Raw genomic sequence first — 22931 nt, 5'->3', positions numbered from 1 at the left:
CCGAAACCATCATCTCAATGGATCACAGGCCAATGATGCACTAACAATCAAATTGAACCAGTCAGATGAGGCTGCTCAGCCCTTTTCAGGGCTTTTTCTGCCTGCTCTGCGTATTCCCAGTAAATTGCCGCGTGAATCCCAATAAAGCTGCCGCCCAATCTTGTTGACAACGTTTATCCAGAACGATGGCCTTCAATCGACGTGCCACAGGCTACTTGGCAGTAAGGCCACACGGCAGACCTTCGCCGCGCTTGCATCAACAAGCCCTACAAACGGCGGCAATAGCATCGGAAGCGGACTTTTAATCCAAGATGCAGTGGTGTGGAGCTTTGGACAGTGGCCATGCGGGACAAAGCCGCCATCGGGAAATAAAATCAAAATGGAAGCATTTCCTTATACGGCGGTCAATGCCCCCTCCCAATTTGTCCACTCATACGCAACAACATTAACCGAACGTGAACAATGTATTCTCAGAGTGTTCAACCGTTATCGTTCATACTTCCTTACTCAGGGCCGATCAATGCGTGCCCGGATGCACTGAAGGGGAACAGCATGATCAATACTGCCAATGAGGGTGCGCCTAGCATTCCTACAGCAATGCAATCCTCGCGCACCGTCTCAGGCGGTGAAATGTCAAACATCACGAATTCGAGCAACGGTCGCTTCCCTCCTATCGAAAATGCACTGTCTGAAATTATCAACAATAAGCGACTAGAAGAGGCAAAACGGGGCGTCTGATCTCTCAACAGAACGTCTGCGTATATCCCAAGTCACGTGGTGTTGTCTGGGATGTAGTGAAACCCGCTCCGGATCGGAGCGGGTTTTTTTATTTGTGATGTTGTTATGCCTGCTGGCTCGGGTCTATTTGACCTGATGATTGATTGGACAATCAGCAATCAGCTATCAAGACCAAGCAGAGTTTTTACGGCAGCTTCGACCTCATCCGTCACAGGCTTGTTGGCGGCAGCCTCCAACGCTTCACGCTCGGTCTGCGGTTGATTTTCTACAGCCTCAGTCAGCGCATCGACTTCTGCCACCGTATCGTTGTAGTCGACCGCAGCCTGCCGTTCGGCGCCTAGGTCTTCGGCCGTATCGAGGGCTCCCTGAAGTTCGTTATTGGCGTCCTTAAGCTCTGCTTCTATATCCGGATCTGTGCCCCCGGCATCGGCAAGAGCGTCCTCAAGCTCGTTCACGCGATCCTGCTTCTCCTGAACATCTGTCAGAGCCGCATCAAGGTCCTCTTCGATCTCAGAGACCGGGCGGTCCGGCGGGGTCATGCCATCCAGCTGTGCCTGTGTTTCCGCAAGCTCCTCACGCAATTCATCTCCGGCCAGAACCGCGTCACGAAATGCGGCGATGCGGCCCACACGGGAATTAGGAGAGGCGTTCTTGAGAGCATTCTCATTAGCGTTGGCGGCGTTCAGTGCGCCTAGTTCAGATGGGTGCACGCCCAGCAGATCCGCCATCTTGTACCCTTTCGGTTTCGGGGCGGGGCGAATTGCTTTGGTCACCTGATCCACTGGTTGACTTTTGCGTACGGTCTTTACGGCTGTGGATTTGGCTTTGGTCTTTTTGCCCCCAAACAGGTCTTTCAAGGAAAACTTGTTTTTTCCCGATGACTTTGACTTACCCGCGTTGGAAGATTTCCGGTTAGATTTTCCGGCCGCTTTATCACTATCGCTAATGGACGCACCAGATCCGCCATTACCGTTTCCACCACCATTGCCGTTTCCACCGCCGTTGCCATTGCCGCCGCCGTTTCCGTTACCGCCGCCGTTTCCCCCTTTGGCATAAGCAGCATCAGGAAACGCGACAGCTCCGACAATCGCGGTCGAGCCCAGCAGGGCGATGGCAATAGCAGAGGCTTTTAGCAGGTTGATCGGTTTGGTGTTCATATTGGTCCTCGTTCGTCAGGTGCGATTCTTGTCTGTCACGGTAATCAGCGGCGAGCAGACGCAAAAACTGGGTGTCGAAAACAGAGTCCGACACCCCTGATCTAAACCCATCATCGTTGAACCCACGCGTAACTGGCTGTTCACCGTAGGTTCACATAGAAATCGGTAGATTGAGCCGGCGTTTTCGCAGTAATGAGTGACAAGGATGAAAAAGCTTATTGCCATTGCCTGTCTACTTGCCTTTCTCCACCCCGGAGAGGGACAGGCTTCTGCACGTGAGTTGACGCAATCCGAGTTGCGCAAGGCGACAACCTCAGGCAGTGCCATTCGTTTGAAAAAAGTAATCAAAGGCGTTGAAAAGGCTTTTGGTGGAACGCCAGTTGACGCGCGCGCCTTTCAGGCTGACAGGCTATATTACCGTATTCTCGTCAAGAAACCGGATGGTAAAATCGTCAGTGTCATCGTCAACGCTCAGACGGGTGTTGTTGTCTCCAACCGATCCGTCGTTGGCCGCCAGATTTCTGAAGCTGCCCGCGCTGCGCCGGGTAATTCCGGCAAGGGCACTTCGCAGGGGAAATCTGCAAACAAAGGCAATAGCGGCGGTAACTCCGGTGGCAATGGTGGCGGTAATTCCGGTGGTAACGGTGGTGGTAATTCCGGTGGCAACGGCGGCGGTAACGGCGGTGGTAACTCCGGTGGTAATGGCGGAGGTAACGGCGGGGGCAAAAAGTAATGGTTATACTTCCATTCGCTCGCCTATAGTCCCTAAGTATGAGAGTATTGCTGGCAGAAGACGAACCGCACCTCTGCGAACAGATCAAAAAACTCCTGAACGCAGAAGGCCGCGTTGTGGATGTCGCCAATAGTGGGCTCGACGCCCTGCATCTGGGTGCGACCGAACCATATGACATGATCATCCTTGACCTCGGCCTTCCAGAGCGCGACGGCATTTCGATTCTGCGCGAATGGCGCAACGAGGGTGTCAAAACACCGGTGCTGATTCTGACTGCCCGCGATGGCTGGAGCGAAAGGGTCGACGGCCTGGATGCGGGCGCAGATGACTATATGACCAAACCGTTCCACATGCCCGAACTGGCCGCGCGTGTTCGCGCCATCCTGCGACGGCAAAGTGGACAGCTGAATCCCGTGATTGAAATGGGAAACGTCATTCTGGATACCCGTAACGGCCGGGTGACAGCCGATGGCGTGCCGGTTGACCTGACTGCTCAAGAAATCGCGGTGCTGACTTATCTGGCGCATAATTCTGGTCGGATGATTTCACGATCAGAACTTTCAGAGCATATCTATGAATACGATGGAGACCGGGATTCGAACACCATCGCCGTATTTGTTACCCGTCTGCGCAAGAAGCTTGGCACTGACCTGATCACAACGGTTCGGGGTCGTGGATATATGATCGATTCGGCCTGATGTTATCGCTGCGACAACGGGCATTGCTGGGGGGAATTGCATCTGGGGCAGTGTCTGTGGGCGTAGGTACACTGGCGGTTTTCTCATACATTGATGCACGGGTGTCCAACCGGTTCGACTCTGCGCTGCTGGATCGTCACACACAGCTGGTTGTCGGGCTGAATGTCACAACCGAAAACCCGGAGGCACTACGAGATCTGATATTTGACCCGGCTTATGGCACCCCATATTCCGGACGGTACTGGCAGGTCAGCAGCGCCGACGGTGTGGTCTTCACCTCTCGCTCGCTGTTTGATGAGGTCATCGCGGAACCCCCCGGTATTCCTGACATCCCCACAATCTGGGACACAAGCGGTCCGGAAAATGAAGTGCTGCGCAGCGCTTTTCAGAAGATCACTTATGAAGATGGCACGGTATGGGGCGTCAGCGTCGCCGAAAGTCAGGCTCAGCTCGTGGCCGAGCGGCGCGCGGCGCAGAAAAGCCTGCTGCCGGTGTTTGGCCTAGTTGGCCTGATCGGTTTAGCCGGCTCGTTGTTTCTAATTTCAGTTGTTCTGGGGCCATTGCGAAAGCTGCGTACGGATGTGGCCCATCGCTGGGATCAGGACGAAGACCTTAGGCCCACAGATTACCCCGAAGAGGTCTCGCCATTGGTCGAGGACCTGAACCAGCTGTTGCGTCGGAACCGCGAGATCGTCTCGGGTTCGCGCCGCCAGGCCGCAGATCTGGCACACGCATTGAAAACTCCTACAGCCATATTGCGCAATGAACTTGTGACATTGTCCGACGCCGGAGCGGTGACAGATACCGCACAAGAGGCGCTGGACAGGATCGATGCTCAACTTGGTCGATCTCTGGCCAGGCTGCGGGCATTGAACGCTGCTGACCTGACCCATTCGCGGACCGATCTGTCTAACTCCATCGAGCGCCTGGCGCGGCTGTTCTCGGCCATGGCGGACCGCGAAGGCAAATCGCTGCAGATCGATGGCGATCCGGGTCTTTGGGTGCGCATGGATACGCAGGACGTAGAAGAGATTTTGGGCAACCTTCTGGACAATGCTGTCAAATGGTGTCGAAGCGCGGTACGGCTGACCGCGAAACGTAAGCAGAAATACATCGAAATCAGTATCGAGGATGACGGTCCCGGAATTCCAGAAGACGCCCACCGCGAAGCCTTGCGATCTGGCGGACGATTGGACACCTCGGTCGTTGGTAGCGGGCTTGGGCTGGCGATCGCGGTCGACTTACTGAAAGCCTACGATGCCAGACTAGATCTGGACCGCTCTGAATCGCTGGGTGGGTTGGTGTGTCGGATTGTGATCCCGACCTGAAGTCGCCCGGAATCTGATCTGCAAAGTGTCGTTTGAACAATTCGCAACTTTAACTACCAATGGGCCCGAACCTGTCGTCTGACGATCTCAGTAGGTCATCGGGTTGGTTCAGACCGCACAAAGTCGGCTTAATGGACGAAGCAGGCGTTCGACTGGGTTCACATTTTCAGAAAAATGAAGGCACTTTTTTTCTGCGCATTGGATTGGGCGATCAAAAGTTACAGCCAAAATACTTCTGTGAAGGTAAACCGATAGGAAGAACTGCCGAAGACAATGTATTCAGTCAAAAAGCCAAATTGCTTAAGTGAGGGACTCGGTGACTTCTGAGAACGCCATAATTTACCTGTCTGACGACGACCTCGGGGGTTTAGGCATCCAACCTTCGGAAGTTGCCGATGCCATCGAGGCTGCTTTAATAGCCAAGGCAGACGAAAAGCTTCACACTTCTCCCAAGACAGTCATCTTGCCCGGCGATGGACGCTACGCAATGTCTACATTGGCAATGGGAGATGATGGATTCATCGTGACCAAGCAGGTTACAGTGTGTCCGGAAAATCCGGCGAGGGGTCTTCCCGCGATAAACGGTGCCATCATGGTTATGGATGCGCAAACCGGACTACTTCGCGCGGTCTTGGGAGCGAATTGGATTACGGCAATCAGAACTGCGGCTCTGTCAGTGGTGGCAGCGCGACGGCTTGCTGACCCTCATGCCGAGACGGTGGCTTTTGTGGGCGCGGGCGTGCAAGCTCACTCCCATCTAGCTGCGTTTTCAGAACTGTTTCCCTTGAAACGAATCCGCGTGTTCGGGCGTGGTAAAGAGAATGCCGACAAGCTTTGTCGTTATGCTAGGGGCATGGGTCTCGAAGCTGAAACATGCGCCAATGCCAAGGAGGCTTTGAGTGATGCTGATCTGATAGTGACATCGATAACGTTGGACTATTCCATTGAACCCTTCTTGGATGCCCGATGGCTGAAGCCGACTGCCTTCGCAACCATAACTGATGCGTGCATCCCGTGGGTGCCGGCGCACATGACTGGTATTAAAACGGTAATTGTCGACGACCGTTTGCAGGAGCTGGAAAGCGACAAGCCGATGTTGCCATACGAGCAAATTGCTGGCGACTTGACGGAATTGGTCGCTGGCAAAGTCGACGTCCGAGCACGCAATAAACCGGCGGCTTTTGCTTTCAGAGGGATTTCACTGGGGGATTATGCTGCTTCGGTCCTCGCAGTTCGCCGGTTCACCGAAAAACCCGTGAAGTGAGGCCAAAGACATGAACACCCACTTTGTAATTAGATACCGGAATGGTCGCTTTGGGCTCAGATACGCCATTCTCTGCGATCAGTTCAATTAGTTAGTCGCAGCCCAAAGCGGGCATTCGCCACTGAGCTTTGGAATTTCAACTGCGCGGGACGGGAGTTACTATTGGTGCTGAAGGTTTGAACGCACGCTCCGAGCGCTTCGCCACGGCAAGAATGTAAGAAAGAAATTGACCGTGAAAAGCACGGCGGCTGAAACAGCACTCTTTAAGGAAGCAGGCGCCACCGCACACTTTCGGGCAAAACAGGTTTAACCCAAGGTGTTTCCGGTGATGAAGGTGTACGAACTTTCGACCAGATCGATGACTATATCCAACTCTTCTGGTGTGGTCGGAGTATAGATCATGACAAAGCCACTCCATCCGGGGCGTTGATTGGCCCAAGGGTGTCCTACGGCCCAGCCAGCCTCAATTGCTTTTCGCGCCAATGCTGGGTCGAGCGAAGCGTGCAAGCTGCCATCAGGATGCATATGCGCAAACTCAAACCCACCGACGATAGAGTTCGGTTGAGACAACAACATGTCAGGATCAAGCTGAAAGCCAAGCGCGCCAGGTAATGATATGCGTGTTGGGCCAAGTGTGACCCCTGGGAATTGCGCAACTCGCTCCAGCAATAACTGGGCCAAATCGGCATTAATTTCGACACCAATCTGAGTATGCGGTACGCCGCTTGTCGTTTCGGGACGGGGCGAGGTGCGCTCCGGCAAGGAGCGCTCTTGCGCGGACGCCATTGAGCACATCAATACCACTACCGTCACAGCAACCGCCAATGTTCTCAGGTGCACATTCATCGTGTTGACCATCTGCCAATCAAAAAGATTGAGTGCTGAACGCAGTATCAGCGCACTTGCACACATCATTCAGCCTTTAACGCTTCGATATTGATCAAGAGCTCTATTTCGTCGCTCACCGCAGGTGCAAACGCCCCAAGTCCGAATTCAGACCGCACGATAGTCGCCGTGGCTGCCAGCCCCAAGGTTGGCGTGCCCTCTTTTGGGCCAAACGGGTATGGCGCTGACTTGTTAAGCGTTGTTTCCAGGACAACAGGTTTGGTGATGCCATTCATGGTCAGGTCGCCAGAAATATTCGCGGAATTGTCCCCGGTCACTTCAATGCTGGTTGAGGCGAATGTGACCACGTCACCGTCACTCGCGCTAAAAAAGTCATCGGACATGAAGTGTTGCAAACGGGCATCCCAGCCCGTGATCATAGATTTTACAGGCATAGACACTGTGACAGATGACGCAGACGGATCATCTTCGTTGAACTCTATCTCACCGCTAAAACCTGAGAACATTCCATATGTTTCTGAGAACCCGATGTGGTTGTAGCTGAACAATACCTGGCTGTGTCCAGGATCCAGCTCGTAGGTGCCACTCTCGGACAATGCGGTTGTCGCGCCCATCGATAAGAGTACCACCAGCGGGGTTGCTGCCACTTTGAACATTGATACGCTCCCGTTTTGAAAAGACGTGTTTGTGGGATTTAGGTTTTGACCGACCATACTTTTAGAACAAAATGTTCTACTATGCAACAAGATGTTCTATAGGAGGGACGATTGAAAGAAGATCCTAGGCTGATCGCCACACGACAGACCGCGCTTGATGCCGCGCAAAAGATACTAATGGATGAGGGCGTGCTGCACGTAACTCATGGCGCAGTTTCGAAGGCAACGGGCATTTCGCGCAGCACACTTTACAGGCACTGGCCAGATGCGCGCAGTCTGCGTGATGCAGCATTCAGGCGCATCGCAACACCGCCGAACATACCACCCAAAACCGATGGCCCGCTGCGATCTGATCTGCGCTGGTTACTCGGAGTACTGATGGGAGCTTTGAATGACACACCATGGGGTCAAATCGCGCCTCAAGTTGTCGCTGCTGCGTCCACCGATGCAGAAGCGCGGTTGGTGATCACTGAATTTATGAAAGACAGGTTCGCAAGTGTTGAAGCAGTATTTGCAGCCGCAATAGGCCGCGGTGAGATCACCGCCGACGTTCCGGTTGACCAGCTTATAGAACTAGCAGTGGCTGCACCTTATTTCCGCAAACTCATACGTCACGAGGCACTGGACGAAGATTGGTTGGATCAACATGTTGATCTGCTTTGCAGTATAGCGAAAACCAATTCGGGACATTGAACATCGCCTGAATTTGCAGACAAAGCGACCAAGAAGCCTAACGATCTCCAAGATCGCGGTGAGGCTATGTTCGCTGCGTGACATCAGCACGTCGCATGGTCAAAACGAACCGCTACTCACAACGTTGATGTCTGTACCCTGATTTGTCGCTGCCGCTCATTCCTATTGCAACATGAACACCTTGGGCTCAGTGTTGCCATTCTCCGCAGCAAGCACGATAGGCCGCTAGCAGCCCGAAGCGGACCTTCAAGACAGGAATTTGCAGTTTCGTTGATGCGAGCCTACCCGCCGTTCGCTACTCTCGCATAAAAAGCATTCACAGTCTCGGTTAGCGGCCATTCAACAACGCTTGCCATGAATTGACTTTTGGTGCGAAGGAAGCTTTCGCTTGGATCTATGTTAGGCTCAGGATGCATTGATTTTTGCTGCGCTGCGTGATTCACAACTCCAAATATGGAGCGATGACATGAGCGACCTTTATTGGCTGACAGACGAGCATATGGCCAAGCTTTCCCCTTTCTTCCCGAAGTAGCACGGCAGGCAACGGGTCGATGATAGAAGGGTGTTGAGCGGGATTATCTTCATTAATCGCAATGGGTTGCGTTGGCGAGATGTGCCCTGGGAATCCGGACCTCAAAAGACGCTCTACAGCCGGTGGAAGCGTTGGAGCGAGAAAGGCATCTTCGCACGGATGATGGCTGGTCTAGCTGCCGAGCACGGTGAAAAGAAGATGGTTATGATCGACGCCACATATCTAAAAGCCCATCGCACGGCGTCCAGCTTGGGCGTCAAAAAGGGGGGCGTGGCCGCCTGATTGGCAGAACCAAAGGCGGCATGAATACCAAGCTGCATGCTATCTGTGATAGCCAAGGTCGCCCGCTCAACCTGTTCGTTACCGCCGGGCAGGTCAACGATTACATCGGTGCTCGGGCTCTGCTCAGCAGCATACCAAACGTGGATTGGCTGCTCTGGGAACGCGGCTATGACGCCGACTGGTTCCGAGAAGCGCTAAAAGACAACGGGATACGCGCCTGCATCCCAGGCCGTAAGCAATGCAAGACACCGGTCAAATACGACAAGCGCAGATACAAACGCCGCAACCGGATCGAGATCATGTTCGGCAGGCTCAAGGATTGAAGGCCCGTGGCGACACGTTATGACCGTAGTCCCAAGGTCTTCCTCTCAGCCTTCGCACTCGAGGCAACCGTTATGTACTGGTTATGAATCTTGACCCTAAGTAGAATTGGTCAAGTAGAGAACTCTGTCGGTTTCAGCGCCAAGCCTTGTTGCAACAAACGTCATTGAGCCGCCTGGCGCTCTTTTTCCGGCCAGAATTCATCTACCACGACATATGCGATGATTACAAAGAAGGCGGCGCTGGCAACTTGCAAAACTCGAATGATGCTCTTGACGTCAGCCTCGTCTGAAAACGGTGCAACCGACCCGCCATATACTATGAGAGCCGTTGTAATGGCTGAGCCGGCGGCGGCGGCGAGTGGGGCTTGAGATTTACCGAGTGCTCCGAGTGTCAGGCAAAAGAAAAAACACAGTAAAATGGGGGTGAGAATAACCGGCGCTATTACGTTTGTCTCATAGCAAATGATGGATACTGCCGCCCCAAGCAGGTTTGCCGTCAGCATAGCTTTTGCAACCGATTTACCCGCGGTAGGCATCGCTGCAAGTTGTTGGCTCAGCAGCGCGACAAAGAACAGAACCAGCAATGCAGACGCGCCGGAAACAAAAAATGCCATAGCAAACGGGACTGTGACAAGCGACATCCTGACTATGCGACGATTTGGGTCGAAGCTTGGCGGCGCTGCAGCTTTTTTTTGAGCCGCCGTTTGAGGTTCAGCGGGTATCAATACGAACATCAGTGTCGATACGAAGCCTGCGAACAGCAGGTTCAACGGTATCCAATACACGAGCACCAAAGCCAGGTCCTGTGATTGCAGAACCAGGTTCGGAATCATCAATGCGCCCATGAGAGCTATGACACCGGGTAATACTCCGGCGCCGGAAACTGACCACATGAAAGACAGGATTATTCCAATCGCCACCAGCATCAGAAATACAAGCGGATATGGTGAGAAGATCGACGACACCAGGAACGAAATGAACATCAACCCAATAGAGAAGACAAAGAGCTTCGCAAATGCTGTCAAAGGCAATGCGGCAGGTGCTTGCAGAAAAAGGGCGGCGAACACCGCCCCGACGACGGCAAGCGGCCACCCAAGAAATAGGCCCAATGAAAAGACGCCGGTAACACCCAGCGCAAGCCGGGTGACAGAGCGTTGGTCCTCAGTACGCATAGGACAGAATTGAAACCACGCGGATGTAGGTGCGACCTACGAGGTTCAGCAACGAGTTGTCGCTTAGGTACATGATCACATCGGCTTGCCCATTCAGTTGAAAGCGAAGGTCATCTTCGGCGCTTCCGGCTTCATAGCCAGGTAAAACGATCCTGACTGGGAATCTCTCAGGCTCGCGCAAAAAACCTTTAGTGCTTGGCGGGCTCGCCAATTGCCCGGGCACATCACCGCCACTTAGGGAAACAGCCGCACTAAAGCTCTCAATGACGCCCGGAATAACCTGACCTGGATGCATGTCCAACACTACATCAACCGGAGACCCTATCGAGGCTCTTCCTAGGTTGTTCTCGGAAAAATACGCCTCAATCCAGACGTCAGTTGCGTCCAGAAACGTCAACAGATCCTGGCCGGATCGCGCATATGTTCCGGGGGCTATCAGCAAATTAGAGATGACACCTGTCGCCGGAGCGCGCAACTCAGTCCACTCAAGGTTAAGCTCCGCATCCGCCAAGGCGGCCAACGCGCGCTGGATTTTCGGGTTTTCGATTCCGTCGTCACCAAGTCTCTGTTTTGCTTTTTCCAGATCTGCTTTTGCGTTCTCATAGTTTGCCTCGGACTCTGCCAGTTGCCCTCGCGCATCATCGGCCTTTGAGACGGCAATCAACCCTTTCTTTTCGAGCGCAAATACGCGTTCTGTTTGAATGCGCATCGTATCCAGATCGCTCTGCGCCCTTGCTAGTTTGGCCTGTGCCGCTCTTACTTCTGCCGAAGATGCACCGACTTCTTGAGTGGCTGCTTCGAGATCAGCTTCCGCCTTGTCGCGCTGAATTTCGTAGGGTCGCGCGTCGATCCGGACGAGGACATCTCCGGCCGAGACGATTTGACCATTTTCGACCAAGACTTCAGTCACAGTTCCAGTCACCTGCGGGACGATCTGGGTCGCCACGGCTTTTACTCTGGCGTTCCCGGTAAATGGCGTTTTCCGATCAGCGACCAGGTACCAGACAAGAAAAATCAGAATGACCGCCAGGGTTGCCCAAATTGTCTTCCTCATTTCGCCGCGCCTTCAGCAGTGCCCTCGGCTTCGGGCGAGGTATCAATCCAAACTTTGAATAGCTCATAGAAAACAGCGAAGAGAACCGGCCCCATAAAGACGCCGATCAAACCGTACGCCATCATACCTCCGAGAACACCGATGAGGATGACCAACATGGGAGTCTCAAGGCCTTTTGAAATGAACACGGGTCTTAGAAAACTGTCCATTATCATGACGGGAACGGCCAATATGGTGAAGATCAAAGCAGTCCCGCCGGACATGGAACTCCAAGCGTAGATAATAACCGGTATTAGAACCAATCCGGGCCCGATTTGGATAATCGAGAGTATCAGGCAGATAAATGCCAGAGTGGCGGCCGAAGAAATCCCAAACAAAGCCAATAGTATCCAAACGCAGACCGCTTGAATGGCAGCTACGCCAATCACGCCTTTTGTAACGTTCCGAATTGTTGCGCCTGCCAGGGTTACGAATTCTCCACCGCGCGGAGCGAAAACACGGTTGGCAAAGCGCTGAAGACCTTGGACCATATTTGGCCCGGGGCTGAACAACGCCCCCATTATCAATACGGACAGAGCTAAGCCAAGAAGCCCGATGCCGATGCCCAACACCTTTCCAAACAGCGACTTGGTGATCTCAAGGATTTGCGCGCCATATTTCGTAAGCGCGCCGTCAAGATTGCGCTCAAACATCCCCCAGACATCGGAAATTTTGTCTCCCACCAATGGTAATTCCTTGAGGCCCTCGGGCGCAGGGGGGACTTTCAGCTCACCCTTGTCTGCTTGTTCCGCGAATTCAGCCCCTAGTTCTGCAGCACCAGACACCGCAGTTGCGACTGGCCCCAGGGTCAAAACAAGGCCCAGCAAAACCAAGATCGTTGTGGCAAGCTTTTTCCGACCTCCCAGCTTGGACTGCAGCCAATCAAATGCCGGGTAAAGCGCCACACAGAGGATAGTTGCCCAGATAACCACGCTTGCAAGCGGGGCCACCATGACCAAAGCGCTGTAGAGAAATAGTCCGAGAAAGAGCAATCGTATTGCCAGATCGACAATCTTTGCGTCCTGTGTCTTTTCCATTCCATCCCTCCATATGTTTTTTGAATGTTATACTCAAAAAACATAATATGTATATTTTTTTAGTTTTAGTGATCATCTATCAGCTTGAAGACGCAAATGAATCCAGGCCGCAGCTTGAGATGCACAGACGGGCCAATGCCTGTGCAGGAACTCGGTTTGGCTCATTTGAGTGCAGTCTATTAGTCCGCTTTTTTGTCGTCCTGGGACAAGATTGTATCCGCCACTGTGGTCGCCGCGGTCACGAAGACACCGAGGCCCACGATGATGTAAATCATTGTGAAGATCTTCCCTGCCGCGGTTTCAGGTGAGAAGTCACCAAACCCCACAGTCGAAATCGTCACGACAGAAAAGTAGATTGAGTCGAGCCAACTCCAACCCTCGACAAAGTGGTAAAAGACCGAGGCCCATAAAATCATTCCAACCGTGAAGGCAAGAATGCCTTTCACTCTACCGTCTTTGAAAGCGACGCCTATCCCACGTGTTATTCTAGTTAGTGAGTTCATCCTGTCCTCGTCGTTTGAAGAATTCACATATAACAGTAATTAGATAAATGTGGGAAATTGAGGAAATCTGGCTGCCAATAGCTTGGGGATGCGTCGAGCCGCTGAAGTCGCAACCCCTGCAACGTGTCCAGTTCTGGTCGGTCAAACTCACTTCAAGCCAGCTGATTGGAAGCTGGGTCAGCGGTACAAAAGTTATTTTGTCATCTACCCGTGATTTAGCTGTCCGACCAAATCAGCGAGAGTTATCAGCTGTACGGTCAAGATCATTCAGAGGTCGGGAAATTTACCGACCATATAATCCATTAACCTAACAAATAAATGGTTTAGGTTGCCCAACGTATGAATCGGAACATTAGGAGAAAAGCGTGCGATACGTTGCAAAAGGTGTATTGGTTTGTAGCGCTGTCGCGTTTGTGGCTGTGTTAGCAGCTTGGCTTTTCCTGTCTTCTACGTTGTTTTCTTCTGTAAGGACCACCTTCGTTGAAAACCTGATCTCCAAGAAACTTGGTCAGGACGTCATCATAGAGGATGAAGTGCGTCTGGGCCTTGGCCGGCACTTGCAGGTGTCAGCGGCGGGGCTGGTACTACCCGGTTCGCGGAGAGCGAACGAGAATCTGGCAGCAATCGACGAACTTGAGTTCGAAATTTCCACGCGCGACCTCTGGAACAGTAATCTATCGTTGAGCAACCTTTCTCTCTCGGGCGTTCACCTGAACCTGATCACAGGCAAAGACGGCGTCGGAAACTGGCAGTCCCTTTCCCAATCAGATGTAGAAGCCGGGCAAGCTGCTAAGTCTCCTAAAATGCCTTTGGCTGGAGTTCTAACGGACCATAAAATTGACCTGACCGATATCACCGTTTTTTACCAAAACGATCTAAACGGGCTTGAGCTGGATCTGCAGCTTTCTGAGCTGCTTCTAAAACGCGATACGGAAACCGACGTTGCGACCGCAGTTGGGGCCGGTTCGCTAAACGGAGAGAGGTTTGATCTGAACGCGACATTCCCTGCGGAAGACCCGTTTCAGGTAGCGGTGAACTTCGAACAGATTTCGATTACCGCAGAGGAATCCCCCATAGAAGACGGGCTGCAAGTGAAGACGACCCTAGAGGTTGTAGAACTTGGCCAGCTTCTCGATATCCTGAAGCTTGACCGTGTCCTGGAAGGTTCAGGAAGTATTGGTGCAACATTCAAATCGGTCGACGGCGTTGCTCGGATTGATGATCTAAGTGTTTTGACGGAGTTGGATGGCGGGCAAAGCCTCTCGCTGACAGGACAAATCGGAGAATTGGGAAATCCGGAAGACGTATCGTTGACAACCCGCATTCGGTTGTATCCTGAAGATGCTGAACCAGCCCCCGCCGCATCGCGGTATGATCTTAAACTTATCTCGGTCGACATGGTTATCGACAGCGTCCCCGGGCAGATTCCGCAGCGGCAAATGGTCATTAAGACCAACGGATTCACATTGGACACGTCTGGCGAGGGCCCGCCTCCGATCAAGTTCTCCGAACTTTCCAGAACACCAGAAGGCAGCTTAAGGGTCGGAAGCATCAACTTGAGAATTGGGGACCCGGCTGATCCGTTTATCATTTTGGACGGTTCGGTCGATGACGCGCTGCAGTTACAAGGAATATCAGCAGAAGGTCTAATGGATATTCCGGCAAGCAGTTTGATCTCACCAGAACTGTTAGGACCGGACGACCAACTCGGCAGATTTTCCGGCGACTTTCATTTGAATGGCGACATCAATCAGCTATCGCTGACGAATTTAGATGGAAAGACAAGTGAAACAGAAGTCTGGAACCTCGAAGTACATGGCACTGTGAAGAATGTACTCAAATTCGAGGACCTGGATTTGGCAATTGATGTCGAAGTCCCATCAGGAGCGGACCTTTTGGAGGCACTATCGCTTGAACGTGTGGAAACCGGACAGGCTCGCCTTGAGATTGACCTCGCTAGCGAAGGCACCGATTGGAACGCGAGTGCCAATGTAGAGGTTGCTGAATCTGTCCTCGAAATTGTCGCCGATCTTGATGATGCAACAAGTGATCCTGCGCTGAAGGGTTCCATAGAGAGTGACCTGATAAAGATAGATCATATCCGAACCATCGTTCAGGCCGCCGCACAGTTGCGGAAGCTAGGCGGTACGGAGCCCGATGAGGAAGATGTCAATCAAGAAGCAGATGACACTGGCCCTTTGAGAGATGTGACGCTTAAACCAATTGGACGTTCAGTTCTCTTGTCCGGTATGGATATGGATGTCGACATTGACCTTCGGCACATAGAGGGCGCCAAAGGCATTAGCAGTTTGCAGAGCGAACTGACGCTTAACAAAAATGAGCTTAAGGCCGGACCTTTGAAATTTGAATACGGTGGCGCTCATTTCGACGTCAGCGGGCAAATGGATCTATCGAACGATGCGCACCTGCTCACGTTGACCGGCAAGGCAGGCGGCTGGCAGCTGGATGACATTCTTCACGGTCTGAACTTCAAAAAAGGTGCAAGCGGTACGATTTATGCAGATTTTTCGGTGTCAGGAGGAACCGATTCACCCAAGCACTTTGCCAACAGCATGAACGGCAACGCCACAGTTTCATTACGTGATGGCTCGATCGAGACCCAGCTTTTGGATTTGGCGGGGCTGGGTGTGCTACCTTGGGTGTTTACCAAAGAGAAACAAAAGGTTGCTCCAATAGTATGTTTGCGTGCTCCGATTAGTATTTCCAATGGAAGTATTTCGACGAAACAAACCACATTGGAGACAGATCATGTCCAAGTCGTTGTCTTTGGCGGTGTTAATGTGGCGGGCAAGGTTTTGGACCTGAATTTGCAGCCCCGCAAGATTGGCGAACCTCTTTCGAAGAGCCCCTGGCCCGTGACCTTGAAGGGCCCAATAGCAAAGCCGAAGATCAAGGTCAAAGACGGTCCGAAACGACTGAAACGATCGGATGGTGCGCACAAAATGCCAGCAAAAAGAAAACTATGCGTTCCGGATATTTTACAACTGCAGTAGTGGTTGAGGCAGTTGGTTCAGGAACATATCTAGAATTGAAGAAAGATGGCAATGCTCCCGAAAAGGGATTTCCGCTTTGAGACCAAAGCGGACACCAAAAAAATGCCAGGCGACGCCAACAATTAGCGTCGCCCGATAGTCGTGGCCGTCGCTTTATTCTACCAATTTCAGATCACCAGGACGCCAGGTTTTGTCGAACCAAGGCTCGAGCGGTCCGTAGAGGCGCATCATCACGTTGAAGCTTTGCCCTGGCATGGTTTGCGCCCAGTTGTTCTCCCAACCTTCTGGGGCTTTTGGTCCCATATGCGCTGACTTCAGACAGCTTTTTCAAGAGACCAACTCAGGCTCTTGGTAATATTGCTTACACAATGCGACCACAGACAGCCGGATGGGTCACTTGGTTAACCGATCTTCTGAGTATACGTGAGGGTCAATGATCGCGACTATGTCGTTTCCACTGTCCTCCAAGCCAAGTCTTTCGCAAAGCCGTGCAGAGGGAATGTTACCCGGAGCGATGCCTGTCTTGAACCCTGTGGCGCCAAGCTTTTCATGCGAGTGTATTAGAGCTATCGCCCCCAAGACTTTTGCAATGCCCTCGCCCATGCGTTCAGGTTTGGTCGAGAGTTGCCCCCATTGTGCGCGACTATGCAGCCGACTGCTGGAGGGATGACACAGAACTGAACCCGCAGTTGCGACTGGAGCACCTGATCGATCAACGACGACCATAGCAAACCCGGGACGAGACAATCCGCGCATCACCGGCCCTATTGGCGGTAGAACACCATGGCTCAACGCGACTTCCGCGAAAGCTTCAAGCCATTCTGGTGGAGAGCTGCGATCAATCACTCGTATGGTTAAATCCTCGGGCAAAGCATGAGTTGCGACCACTTGGCGAGCGGCTTCGACACAGTTCAGACCGCCAAGATAGCAAGCAATCGTGTCGGTTTTTAAACCCTCGCTTTCAATTCGTTCTCGCGCCGTCGCCACCTCCTCACGCGGTATGCTTTCTATCGCCGTGATGCCAAGAATTCGGGCCATTGCGACGGCATCATCCAACGCCCCGCTATACTCGTTGGCAATCTGTATACCACGCCCATGGCTACAAAACCGAGGGTCATCACCCAACAGCTGCATAAGATGCTCGCCCATGGTTGACATGCGTCGCTGTGCTTCACTTCCGAATACTTCCATGAGATCTCCCTTGAAGTACCACATGACAGTTCTGAGATGATCGTTTGATAGGGGTCGTGTCGTCAAGCGGACGTCACGCGCAAGACTGCGACACAAAGAGGATTTTGGGAAAGGGCGAATTGCAGCTATGTCCGCAGGGCCGCCGTTCGTTCCTCATTGTGAACTGGATGTGTCGCAAACTTTTGCAACGACCATAGGCAGTCAACTACCGGACACACCAATTCTGCGATCTCGGCAAACAGCCGAAGGCCCGACGTGGTAGTGCTGGGGAATTGCCGCTTCCGGATCATTTTGGCGACCTCGATGCCGTCCAAAGTAGCTGATGCGGATCTGAACGATTTGAACCCACACATATGCCGTACACGACGCTTGATAAACCGATGATCCTGTTCGATTAGGTTATTCAAATACTTGGACCTGACCGTTTGGATTTTGGCTGGGCAGCCAAACCGATTAAGGATTTTGTTCACCACTCGAATGCCAGCCGCGTTGGCGCCGCTTTTGTCGATGACGATCTTGCTCGGGATTCCATTTGAAGACAGCGCTTTGGCAAAGAACCTTGCTGCTGCTGGACGGTTCCTGCGCTCAGACAACATGAAATCAAGAGTATTCCCAGCTTTGTCGACGGCCCGATAGAGGTACATCCAGTTGCCGCGAACACGAATATAGGTTTCGTCCATGCGCCATGAACTCGGCGTTGGACGCTTCTTTGACAGCGCACGAGCTGCGACGATAGGCGAGTATTTCACCACCCACCTATTCAAAGTGGCATGGTCAACTCGGACACCGCGCTCAGCCATGATCTCTTCCAAGTCACGATAGGACACCGTGTACCGCAGATAGAAGAAAACAGCGTACAAAACTGCATCCTTGGGGAAATGACAGCCCTTTAACGAGATCATGCTCAAATAACCTGTTCGAAAATTATTCGACCAGTAAAAACCTCAGATCATGCATGCTCGTCAACTAGACACCAGAGTTTGCGACACATCCTGTTTTTTTCAGTCATGTCCGTATCTCCTGTTCGAGCGAAAGAACAAAACCAGACCCTATTTGGGAACTTGCTGATAAAAGAAAAATGATAAATAAACCGAGCTAACGCGAATTTTTCTTGGTGGTAAATGCCGTCCAACCAGATAAGTCTAACCTGGCTGCGTAGCTTTGAAGCCGCGGCCCGACATCTGAATTTTACCAGTGCAAGCGTCGAATTGGGGCTGACGCAGGCTGCCGTCAGCCTGCACATCCGATCATTGGAACAGCAGTTGCAGCACAAGTTATTTGTGAGGCGCGCAAGACATCTGTCTCTCACAGAGCTTGGTCAGGCTTATTGCTCAACTGTCCGGCAGGCGCTTGCTGATATCGATATGGCCTCGGCAAACCTTTTCGGGTCGATGGCGACGAAGACAGTTACGATCAAGGCGCCGATATCGACCGCTTCACTTTGGCTTGCGCCCCGTCTTCCGTCGTTCAAGAAAGACCACCCGACGATAAATCTTCGCCTTGTGACAAATATCTGGACAGAGACCACCAATTTAGAAGAGATCGACGTAGAGCTACGCTTGGGTCGTGGCAACTGGACCGACGCACTCTCCGATAAGCTCTCTGATGAAACGATCGTCCCGATATGCGCCAAAGGCCGGAAGAACAGTGCAAAGCAAGTGCAGGATCTGCTGTCTGGTCCATTTGTTCACATATTGGGCCATGAAGGCCATTGGGAACGATACTTGAGTGCATATGACTGCACCAAGCCGCAAGACGCCCCGCAATACCTGGTAGACACAACCATTTCGGCGCTGCAACTTGTCGCGAGTGGCGGTGGCTATGCCCTAGTGTTCTCGCGACTGGTCAATACCGAAAATGGGCTCGCCTCGGGCGTTCGATTTGCCGGCAAACCGCTGCCACATCCGGATGCACATTTCCTAATGCAACCTGTTTCCAAAAAATCTGTACGACCAGAGGTCGAGATTTTTGTGGACTGGTTGCGTAAGCAGTTTAAAGAAGATGTTTGATCTTGGGATGAAAACAGATTTGCAGCGAGAGGGACGGTTTTGTCGACCACGATCTGCAACGGAATGTCCTTGTTGACCAATGCCTCCGCGAAGAATTGCTTCACGGCCGCGGTATCGCGGCTTTCAAACGGCATAAAATCAAGGGTTTCGCCGTCGCGATCAACCGCTCGATACCGATACATCCAATGGCCGCGCACTTTGAGATGGGTTTTGTCCATGCGCCATGAAACTGCACTAGGGCGCTTGCATTTGTGCGTCTCAATCTTGACTTGGGGCGAGAATTTCACCACCCAATCTGCTGATTGTCACATGATCAACCGCAACGCCCCGCTCAGCCAATATCTGCTCCAGGTCGCGTTAAGGCACTGAGTATCGTGAGTAAAAGTAGATTGCGTGGACAACGATGTGCTTTGGAAAATGGCATCCTTTGAACGAGAGCGTGTTGAGCATCCGCTTTGCAGATTGACTCACGCATCATGCCGGTCGGGGTTATTCCAGGCAATCAAGTTGAAAAGTTTGCGGCAGAGCCTGCAGGAGAAATTCCACCTGACTAAACCGGCAACGCGGTGCTTCAGGTGCCACTAGATGCGTTGAAAGATTAACTGCCGGGATTGCTGGTTTCTGCCAGCTCGTGAACAGGTGGCATTTGGTCGGGTAACCGATTTCAATGGCCAAAAAGTGCTGCATAGAGTCCGAATGCTCCGACGGCGATGAGGCTGAGTGCCCAAACGACATCAAGATTGAACCATGTCTTTGAGAGGAACCTGAGCCCCAGCCAAAGGTAGATCACAACTGCGATGGTGCCGCCAGCAATTGTCATCGACAACGTGTGTACTGCTGCAACAAGAAACGCAGTCGTCACGTTGCTGCTCATAAGTGTTTGTGCTGCGGCATGACCGGTTTCGTTCGCTCCAATCGCACAGATGCCCAGAAAAATCGGCACCAGCATCAAACCAGCCCCATGCGCCATCGCAGCGAGGAATGACCAGAGCGCCAACCGGGCAGGATGCACGCGCGCCAGAATTTTCGGATGTCTTCGGTTGATCAGCAGATAGAGGCCCATGGCGATAACCAAAAGCCCGGCGACCACGCGGATTTGAACTTCCCACTGAACAAGGAACATCATCAGTGAGAGCGGCAACAAGATGCCAATCATCGCGAGGAAATGCCCCGTGGCCAGCATTGCCAGCGCTTTTGGCAGGGCGCTGTGCTTTCGCTCCATCAACGCCGCCGAAACGGCCAACGGCCAACCCATGCCGGGGTTGATGCCGTGGTAGAGTCCAGAAAAAATGACAGCCCACCAAAGGGCTGTCATTGTTGTTATGTCGCCCATTTCTTAGACGGACGGATAGCAGAAGCTGTCGGTCGAACAGTCACCGCCTTCTAGGCGAATTTGGTGGCTGCGCAGACCTTTGGGGAAGTCGACATAAAAGTCATTGTTCAGCGTCAGCCCCCCGTTTTCGCCCACATCGGCCATCACCATTTGTCCGCCTTCGTCGTCGGGATAGAACTGGTTGTCCCAGGTGGAATAAAGCGAGTTGGTCCAGTAGACGCGCTTGCCGTCGCGGCTGATTTCTACCATTTGCGGGCCATAGGCAAAATCCTTGCCGTTGGAGTGCTTGGTGCCGCGGGCGATGCCGCCCAGCTCGACTTTTCCGGTCAGCTTTGGGTTCATCGGGTCGCTGACATCGTATTGATGCATCTCGCCCAGCCCCCAGCACGCAACATAGAGGTATTTGTCGTCTAGGCTCAGGTCGATATCGGTGACCAGCGGCGGCACGGCCTCGAACCCTTGCAACAGTGGCGGCAGGTTCTCTGGCTTTTCGGGGCGCGGGTCGATGGTGATCGTTTTCTTGGACTGCCATTTGCCGTCGTCACCGCGCCACCATGTGAAAATTGCGCCTTGCAGGTTGGTGGTGTCCACCACGACACCACAGAAACCATAAGATTTTGTCGGGTCATGCGCAGGGCGAATTTCCAGTGCCATCTGGTAATTGTCGCCGAAATCCATCGTCTGGATATTCTTGCGCGCGCGCAAGTCCCAGAAGTGGATCGAATGACCATACTTGTTCGACAACAGGTCCTCGGGCACCACGCCGTTTTCAAACTGCGGCGGCAAACCCCATTCGGAACTAACCATGTAGTCCTGCGGCAGATTCCACCAGAAATCATAGTGCTTGTCCTGCTTGCCGCGATCCATCTCGTATTGCCCGATAATTTCGAACGTCTCGCAATCCATAATGAAGATGCCCGGAGGTCCGTCTGTACCGTCTTCGCCGCCACCTCCAAGGCAGGAAACATAGATCCCTTCGGGACCGCAGTGGATGGTGTGCGGGCGCGAATACCCGGTTTTTGCAAATAGTTCTTCGGGTTCGATCGTCTTGTGGATCTTGGCCTTCAACGGGTCTTTCACGTCGATGATGTAAATACGTGAGGATCGGATTCCAGGTACGATCAGATAACGTCGTTCCAGAAAGGCGTGTCCGGTCAGAGGAGACAGAGATGACGAACAGGCGTTCCAGCCGAAATGGTGAAATTCGTCGCCTTTGTTGGGGACAATGACCTGATGTACGATCTGGCCATAGGTGTCGGAGTCCGGTTTGAGGTCAATGACCGCGATGCCATCAGATTGCGATCCGTCCGGGCTGAGCATAACAGTGAAGGCGTAGTTTTCCACCGGTGCCTGCATGGCAAGCTTAGGCGAGGCGTGAAACGTTGGATCTGGTCTCAGGTTCATTTGGTTTCCTCCGGTTTGTTGAATTTTTCCTATTCTCAGTGTCATCCTTTTGGCCAAAAGGGCCGGTAGTTGTTCGTTTCGTTATGTATCCGTCACGTTGCACAGCTGGATTGCGCCACTGACCTTCTTGGACAAACCTTTCAATTTCTCGCCGATCTTCATGCGGTATTCGGTGCGGAACCGGCGAATGGGGCCAACCGCACCAATACTGAAAGTAGCTCCGATGTTGCCGATCGATACCGGTGCCGCAACGCTGGCAATTCCGATGTCGATTTCCTGATCACAATCGGCAAAGCCGCGTTCGCTAATTATCTCGAATTCGCGGCGTAGCTCATCTTCGGTCGTCTTGGTGTGTTCAGTATACGCCTTCAGGCTCCCTGACATGATGCTTTCGCGAAATTCCGGTTCCGCAAAGGCGGCAATGGCTTTCGAGCACGAGCAGGCATGCATGGGACGTACGCCCAAGCCCGGATGAATGAAGGCACGAGCGGGATCATCGGGTGTTTCTACGTGGATGATTTCAACTTTGTTGTCGCGAAAGCGCGCAAGAAAAACCGTTTCATTAAAATTTGTCGCTGCGAGGCGCATAAGGGGGGCTGCACAGCGTCGGACATCGGCATCGGACTTTCCAAGCAAGGCAATCCTGATCATCCGCTCGCCAATGATGTATTTTCCGTCATCAGAGGGTTCGTCGAGGAGATTTTGTTCAACAAGTGACTGAATGAGCCGGTAACATGTGGGCTTGGGCAGATCGGTTGCACGTTGAACCTCTGCCACCGAAACAGGGCGTCCGACGACTGCGATGATTTCAAGTATCTGGATCAGACGTTCTAGGTGCATGTTAATGAAATTCTCACAATACGAGACTGTATATCGAATGATGGGAATCTTTCGTCCAAACGCAAGTATAATCTTTGGGAAATCT

General features: G+C 52.6%; 21 protein-coding genes and 3 pseudogenes. 10 read left to right on the top strand and 14 right to left on the bottom strand.

Annotated features, from left to right (window positions below; translation table 11 throughout):
- Positions 1-552: 552 nt before the first annotated feature.
- On the top strand, positions 553-738 hold the full coding sequence (locus tag AC2FH8_RS09100) for a hypothetical protein (RefSeq protein ID WP_142636042.1): 186 nt from the start codon (positions 553-555) through the stop codon (positions 736-738).
- A 158-nt stretch (positions 739-896) separates the two neighbouring features.
- Here the strand turns inward: AC2FH8_RS09100 and AC2FH8_RS09095 are convergent, their stop codons facing one another.
- Positions 897-1895: a hypothetical protein gene (locus tag AC2FH8_RS09095; RefSeq protein WP_185956657.1), complete on the bottom strand. Its 999-nt coding sequence runs from the start codon at positions 1893-1895 to the stop codon at positions 897-899.
- A gap of 205 nt (positions 1896-2100) precedes the next feature.
- Between AC2FH8_RS09095 and AC2FH8_RS09090 the strand changes: the two genes are divergently transcribed.
- The 5 genes from AC2FH8_RS09090 to AC2FH8_RS09070 all read left to right on the top strand — a co-directional run bounded on the left by AC2FH8_RS09090 (position 2101) and on the right by AC2FH8_RS09070 (position 5918).
- Positions 2101-2628 carry a PepSY domain-containing protein gene (locus AC2FH8_RS09090; protein ID WP_496689476.1) on the top strand — a complete coding sequence of 176 codons (528 nt, stop codon included), beginning with the start codon at positions 2101-2103 and terminating at the stop codon, positions 2626-2628.
- Positions 2629-2666: 38 nt separating this feature from the next.
- The gene (locus AC2FH8_RS09085) at positions 2667-3326 is read left to right on the top strand and encodes a response regulator transcription factor (protein WP_142636050.1); all 660 of its coding nucleotides are present in this window, start codon (positions 2667-2669) and stop codon (positions 3324-3326) included.
- Positions 3327-3382: 56 nt separating this feature from the next.
- Positions 3383-4654, top strand: a complete 1272-nt coding sequence (locus AC2FH8_RS09080; protein ID WP_496689474.1) for a sensor histidine kinase — start codon at positions 3383-3385, stop codon at positions 4652-4654.
- A gap of 131 nt (positions 4655-4785) precedes the next feature.
- A complete protein-coding gene (locus AC2FH8_RS09075) occupies positions 4786-4962 on the top strand; it encodes a hypothetical protein (RefSeq protein ID WP_496689472.1) in 177 nt (58 codons plus the stop codon).
- An 8-nt stretch (positions 4963-4970) separates the two neighbouring features.
- Positions 4971-5918: an ornithine cyclodeaminase family protein gene (locus AC2FH8_RS09070; RefSeq protein WP_496689470.1), complete on the top strand. Its 948-nt coding sequence runs from the start codon at positions 4971-4973 to the stop codon at positions 5916-5918.
- 306 nt (positions 5919-6224) lie between these two features.
- Here the strand turns inward: AC2FH8_RS09070 and AC2FH8_RS09065 are convergent, their stop codons facing one another.
- Positions 6225-6764 carry a luciferase domain-containing protein gene (locus AC2FH8_RS09065; protein ID WP_496689468.1) on the bottom strand — a complete coding sequence of 180 codons (540 nt, stop codon included), beginning with the start codon at positions 6762-6764 and terminating at the stop codon, positions 6225-6227.
- Positions 6765-6829: 65 nt separating this feature from the next.
- Positions 6830-7420: a YceI family protein gene (locus AC2FH8_RS09060; protein WP_496689466.1), complete on the bottom strand. Its 591-nt coding sequence runs from the start codon at positions 7418-7420 to the stop codon at positions 6830-6832.
- Positions 7421-7531: 111 nt separating this feature from the next.
- Here AC2FH8_RS09060 and AC2FH8_RS09055 point away from each other — a divergent pair, with 111 nt between their 5' ends.
- The gene (locus tag AC2FH8_RS09055) at positions 7532-8113 is read left to right on the top strand and encodes a TetR/AcrR family transcriptional regulator (protein WP_496689464.1); all 582 of its coding nucleotides are present in this window, start codon (positions 7532-7534) and stop codon (positions 8111-8113) included.
- Between the two features lie 466 nt (positions 8114-8579).
- A pseudogene (locus AC2FH8_RS09050) lies at positions 8580-9337 on the top strand (IS5 family transposase).
- 74 nt (positions 9338-9411) lie between these two features.
- On the opposite strand, the gene AC2FH8_RS09045 reads toward AC2FH8_RS09050, so the two are convergent.
- From AC2FH8_RS09045 to AC2FH8_RS09030, 4 genes are all read right to left on the bottom strand, one after another.
- Complete coding sequence (locus tag AC2FH8_RS09045; RefSeq protein ID WP_496689462.1) at positions 9412-10422, bottom strand: DUF2955 domain-containing protein; 1011 nt, start codon at positions 10420-10422, stop codon at positions 9412-9414.
- A complete protein-coding gene (locus tag AC2FH8_RS09040; protein WP_496689460.1) occupies positions 10412-11476 on the bottom strand; it encodes an HlyD family secretion protein in 1065 nt (354 codons plus the stop codon). The genes AC2FH8_RS09045 and AC2FH8_RS09040 overlap by 11 nt, the downstream gene beginning before the upstream one ends.
- Positions 11473-12552 (bottom strand): AI-2E family transporter, encoded by a 1080-nt coding sequence (locus AC2FH8_RS09035; RefSeq protein ID WP_142636066.1) that lies wholly within the window; start codon positions 12550-12552, stop codon positions 11473-11475. The genes AC2FH8_RS09040 and AC2FH8_RS09035 overlap by 4 nt, the downstream gene beginning before the upstream one ends.
- A 179-nt stretch (positions 12553-12731) precedes the next feature.
- Positions 12732-12998: a potassium channel family protein gene (locus tag AC2FH8_RS09030; protein ID WP_246097203.1), complete on the bottom strand. Its 267-nt coding sequence runs from the start codon at positions 12996-12998 to the stop codon at positions 12732-12734.
- 422 nt (positions 12999-13420) lie between these two features.
- Here AC2FH8_RS09030 and AC2FH8_RS09025 point away from each other — a divergent pair, with 422 nt between their 5' ends.
- Positions 13421-16069 (top strand): AsmA family protein, encoded by a 2649-nt coding sequence (locus AC2FH8_RS09025; protein ID WP_496689458.1) that lies wholly within the window; start codon positions 13421-13423, stop codon positions 16067-16069.
- 153 nt (positions 16070-16222) lie between these two features.
- Here AC2FH8_RS09025 and AC2FH8_RS09020 read toward each other — a convergent pair whose 3' ends face one another.
- From AC2FH8_RS09020 to AC2FH8_RS09010, 3 genes and pseudogenes are all read right to left on the bottom strand, one after another.
- The gene (locus tag AC2FH8_RS09020; protein WP_281972998.1) at positions 16223-16372 is read right to left on the bottom strand and encodes a DUF1214 domain-containing protein; all 150 of its coding nucleotides are present in this window, start codon (positions 16370-16372) and stop codon (positions 16223-16225) included.
- Between the two features lie 90 nt (positions 16373-16462).
- Complete coding sequence (locus tag AC2FH8_RS09015; RefSeq protein ID WP_496689456.1) at positions 16463-17260, bottom strand: GNAT family N-acetyltransferase; 798 nt, start codon at positions 17258-17260, stop codon at positions 16463-16465.
- A gap of 263 nt (positions 17261-17523) precedes the next feature.
- Positions 17524-18162, bottom strand: a pseudogene (locus AC2FH8_RS09010) (IS6 family transposase); the annotation flags it as partial.
- 219 nt (positions 18163-18381) lie between these two features.
- Here AC2FH8_RS09010 and AC2FH8_RS09005 point away from each other — a divergent pair.
- Positions 18382-19269, top strand: coding sequence for a LysR family transcriptional regulator (locus AC2FH8_RS09005; protein WP_271948687.1), 888 nt, complete (start codon positions 18382-18384; stop codon positions 19267-19269).
- 41 nt (positions 19270-19310) lie between these two features.
- Here the strand turns inward: AC2FH8_RS09005 and AC2FH8_RS09000 are convergent.
- From AC2FH8_RS09000 to AC2FH8_RS08985, 4 genes and pseudogenes are all read right to left on the bottom strand, one after another.
- Positions 19311-19487 (bottom strand): annotated as a pseudogene (locus AC2FH8_RS09000) (DDE-type integrase/transposase/recombinase); the annotation flags it as partial.
- Between the two features lie 446 nt (positions 19488-19933).
- The gene (locus tag AC2FH8_RS08995) at positions 19934-20602 is read right to left on the bottom strand and encodes a hypothetical protein (protein ID WP_496689454.1); all 669 of its coding nucleotides are present in this window, start codon (positions 20600-20602) and stop codon (positions 19934-19936) included.
- A 3-nt stretch (positions 20603-20605) separates the two neighbouring features.
- A complete protein-coding gene (locus tag AC2FH8_RS08990) occupies positions 20606-22006 on the bottom strand; it encodes a selenium-binding protein SBP56-related protein (RefSeq protein WP_281995033.1) in 1401 nt (466 codons plus the stop codon).
- 81 nt (positions 22007-22087) lie between these two features.
- Positions 22088-22846: an IclR family transcriptional regulator gene (locus AC2FH8_RS08985; RefSeq protein ID WP_496689451.1), complete on the bottom strand. Its 759-nt coding sequence runs from the start codon at positions 22844-22846 to the stop codon at positions 22088-22090.
- Positions 22847-22931: the final 85 nt, after the last annotated feature.

Source organism: Ruegeria sp. CDSC025 (assembly GCF_059610805.1).
This window is presented reverse-complemented; position numbering and strand designations above follow the sequence as displayed.

Excerpts from the sequence above, each read along its gene's own strand:
- AC2FH8_RS09100 (WP_142636042.1), top strand. The coding sequence starts at position 553 with ATGATCAATACTGCCAATGAGGGTGCGCCTAGCATTCCTACAGCAATG.
- AC2FH8_RS09095 (WP_185956657.1), bottom strand. The coding sequence starts at position 1,895 with ATGAACACCAAACCGATCAACCTGCTAAAAGCCTCTGCTATTGCCATC.
- AC2FH8_RS09090 (WP_496689476.1), top strand. The coding sequence starts at position 2,101 with ATGAAAAAGCTTATTGCCATTGCCTGTCTACTTGCCTTTCTCCACCCC.
- AC2FH8_RS09085 (WP_142636050.1), top strand. The coding sequence starts at position 2,667 with ATGAGAGTATTGCTGGCAGAAGACGAACCGCACCTCTGCGAACAGATC.
- AC2FH8_RS09075 (WP_496689472.1), top strand. The coding sequence starts at position 4,786 with ATGGACGAAGCAGGCGTTCGACTGGGTTCACATTTTCAGAAAAATGAA.
- AC2FH8_RS09065 (WP_496689468.1), bottom strand. The coding sequence starts at position 6,764 with ATGAATGTGCACCTGAGAACATTGGCGGTTGCTGTGACGGTAGTGGTA.
- AC2FH8_RS09060 (WP_496689466.1), bottom strand. The coding sequence starts at position 7,420 with ATGTTCAAAGTGGCAGCAACCCCGCTGGTGGTACTCTTATCGATGGGC.
- AC2FH8_RS09045 (WP_496689462.1), bottom strand. The coding sequence starts at position 10,422 with ATGCGTACTGAGGACCAACGCTCTGTCACCCGGCTTGCGCTGGGTGTT.
- AC2FH8_RS09040 (WP_496689460.1), bottom strand. The coding sequence starts at position 11,476 with ATGAGGAAGACAATTTGGGCAACCCTGGCGGTCATTCTGATTTTTCTT.
- AC2FH8_RS09035 (WP_142636066.1), bottom strand. The coding sequence starts at position 12,552 with ATGGAAAAGACACAGGACGCAAAGATTGTCGATCTGGCAATACGATTG.
- AC2FH8_RS09020 (WP_281972998.1), bottom strand. The coding sequence starts at position 16,372 with ATGGGACCAAAAGCCCCAGAAGGTTGGGAGAACAACTGGGCGCAAACC.
- AC2FH8_RS09015 (WP_496689456.1), bottom strand. The coding sequence starts at position 17,260 with ATGGAAGTATTCGGAAGTGAAGCACAGCGACGCATGTCAACCATGGGC.
- AC2FH8_RS09005 (WP_271948687.1), top strand. The coding sequence starts at position 18,382 with ATGCCGTCCAACCAGATAAGTCTAACCTGGCTGCGTAGCTTTGAAGCC.
- AC2FH8_RS08995 (WP_496689454.1), bottom strand. The coding sequence starts at position 20,602 with ATGGGCGACATAACAACAATGACAGCCCTTTGGTGGGCTGTCATTTTT.
- AC2FH8_RS08990 (WP_281995033.1), bottom strand. The coding sequence starts at position 22,006 with ATGAACCTGAGACCAGATCCAACGTTTCACGCCTCGCCTAAGCTTGCC.
- AC2FH8_RS08985 (WP_496689451.1), bottom strand. The coding sequence starts at position 22,846 with ATGCACCTAGAACGTCTGATCCAGATACTTGAAATCATCGCAGTCGTC.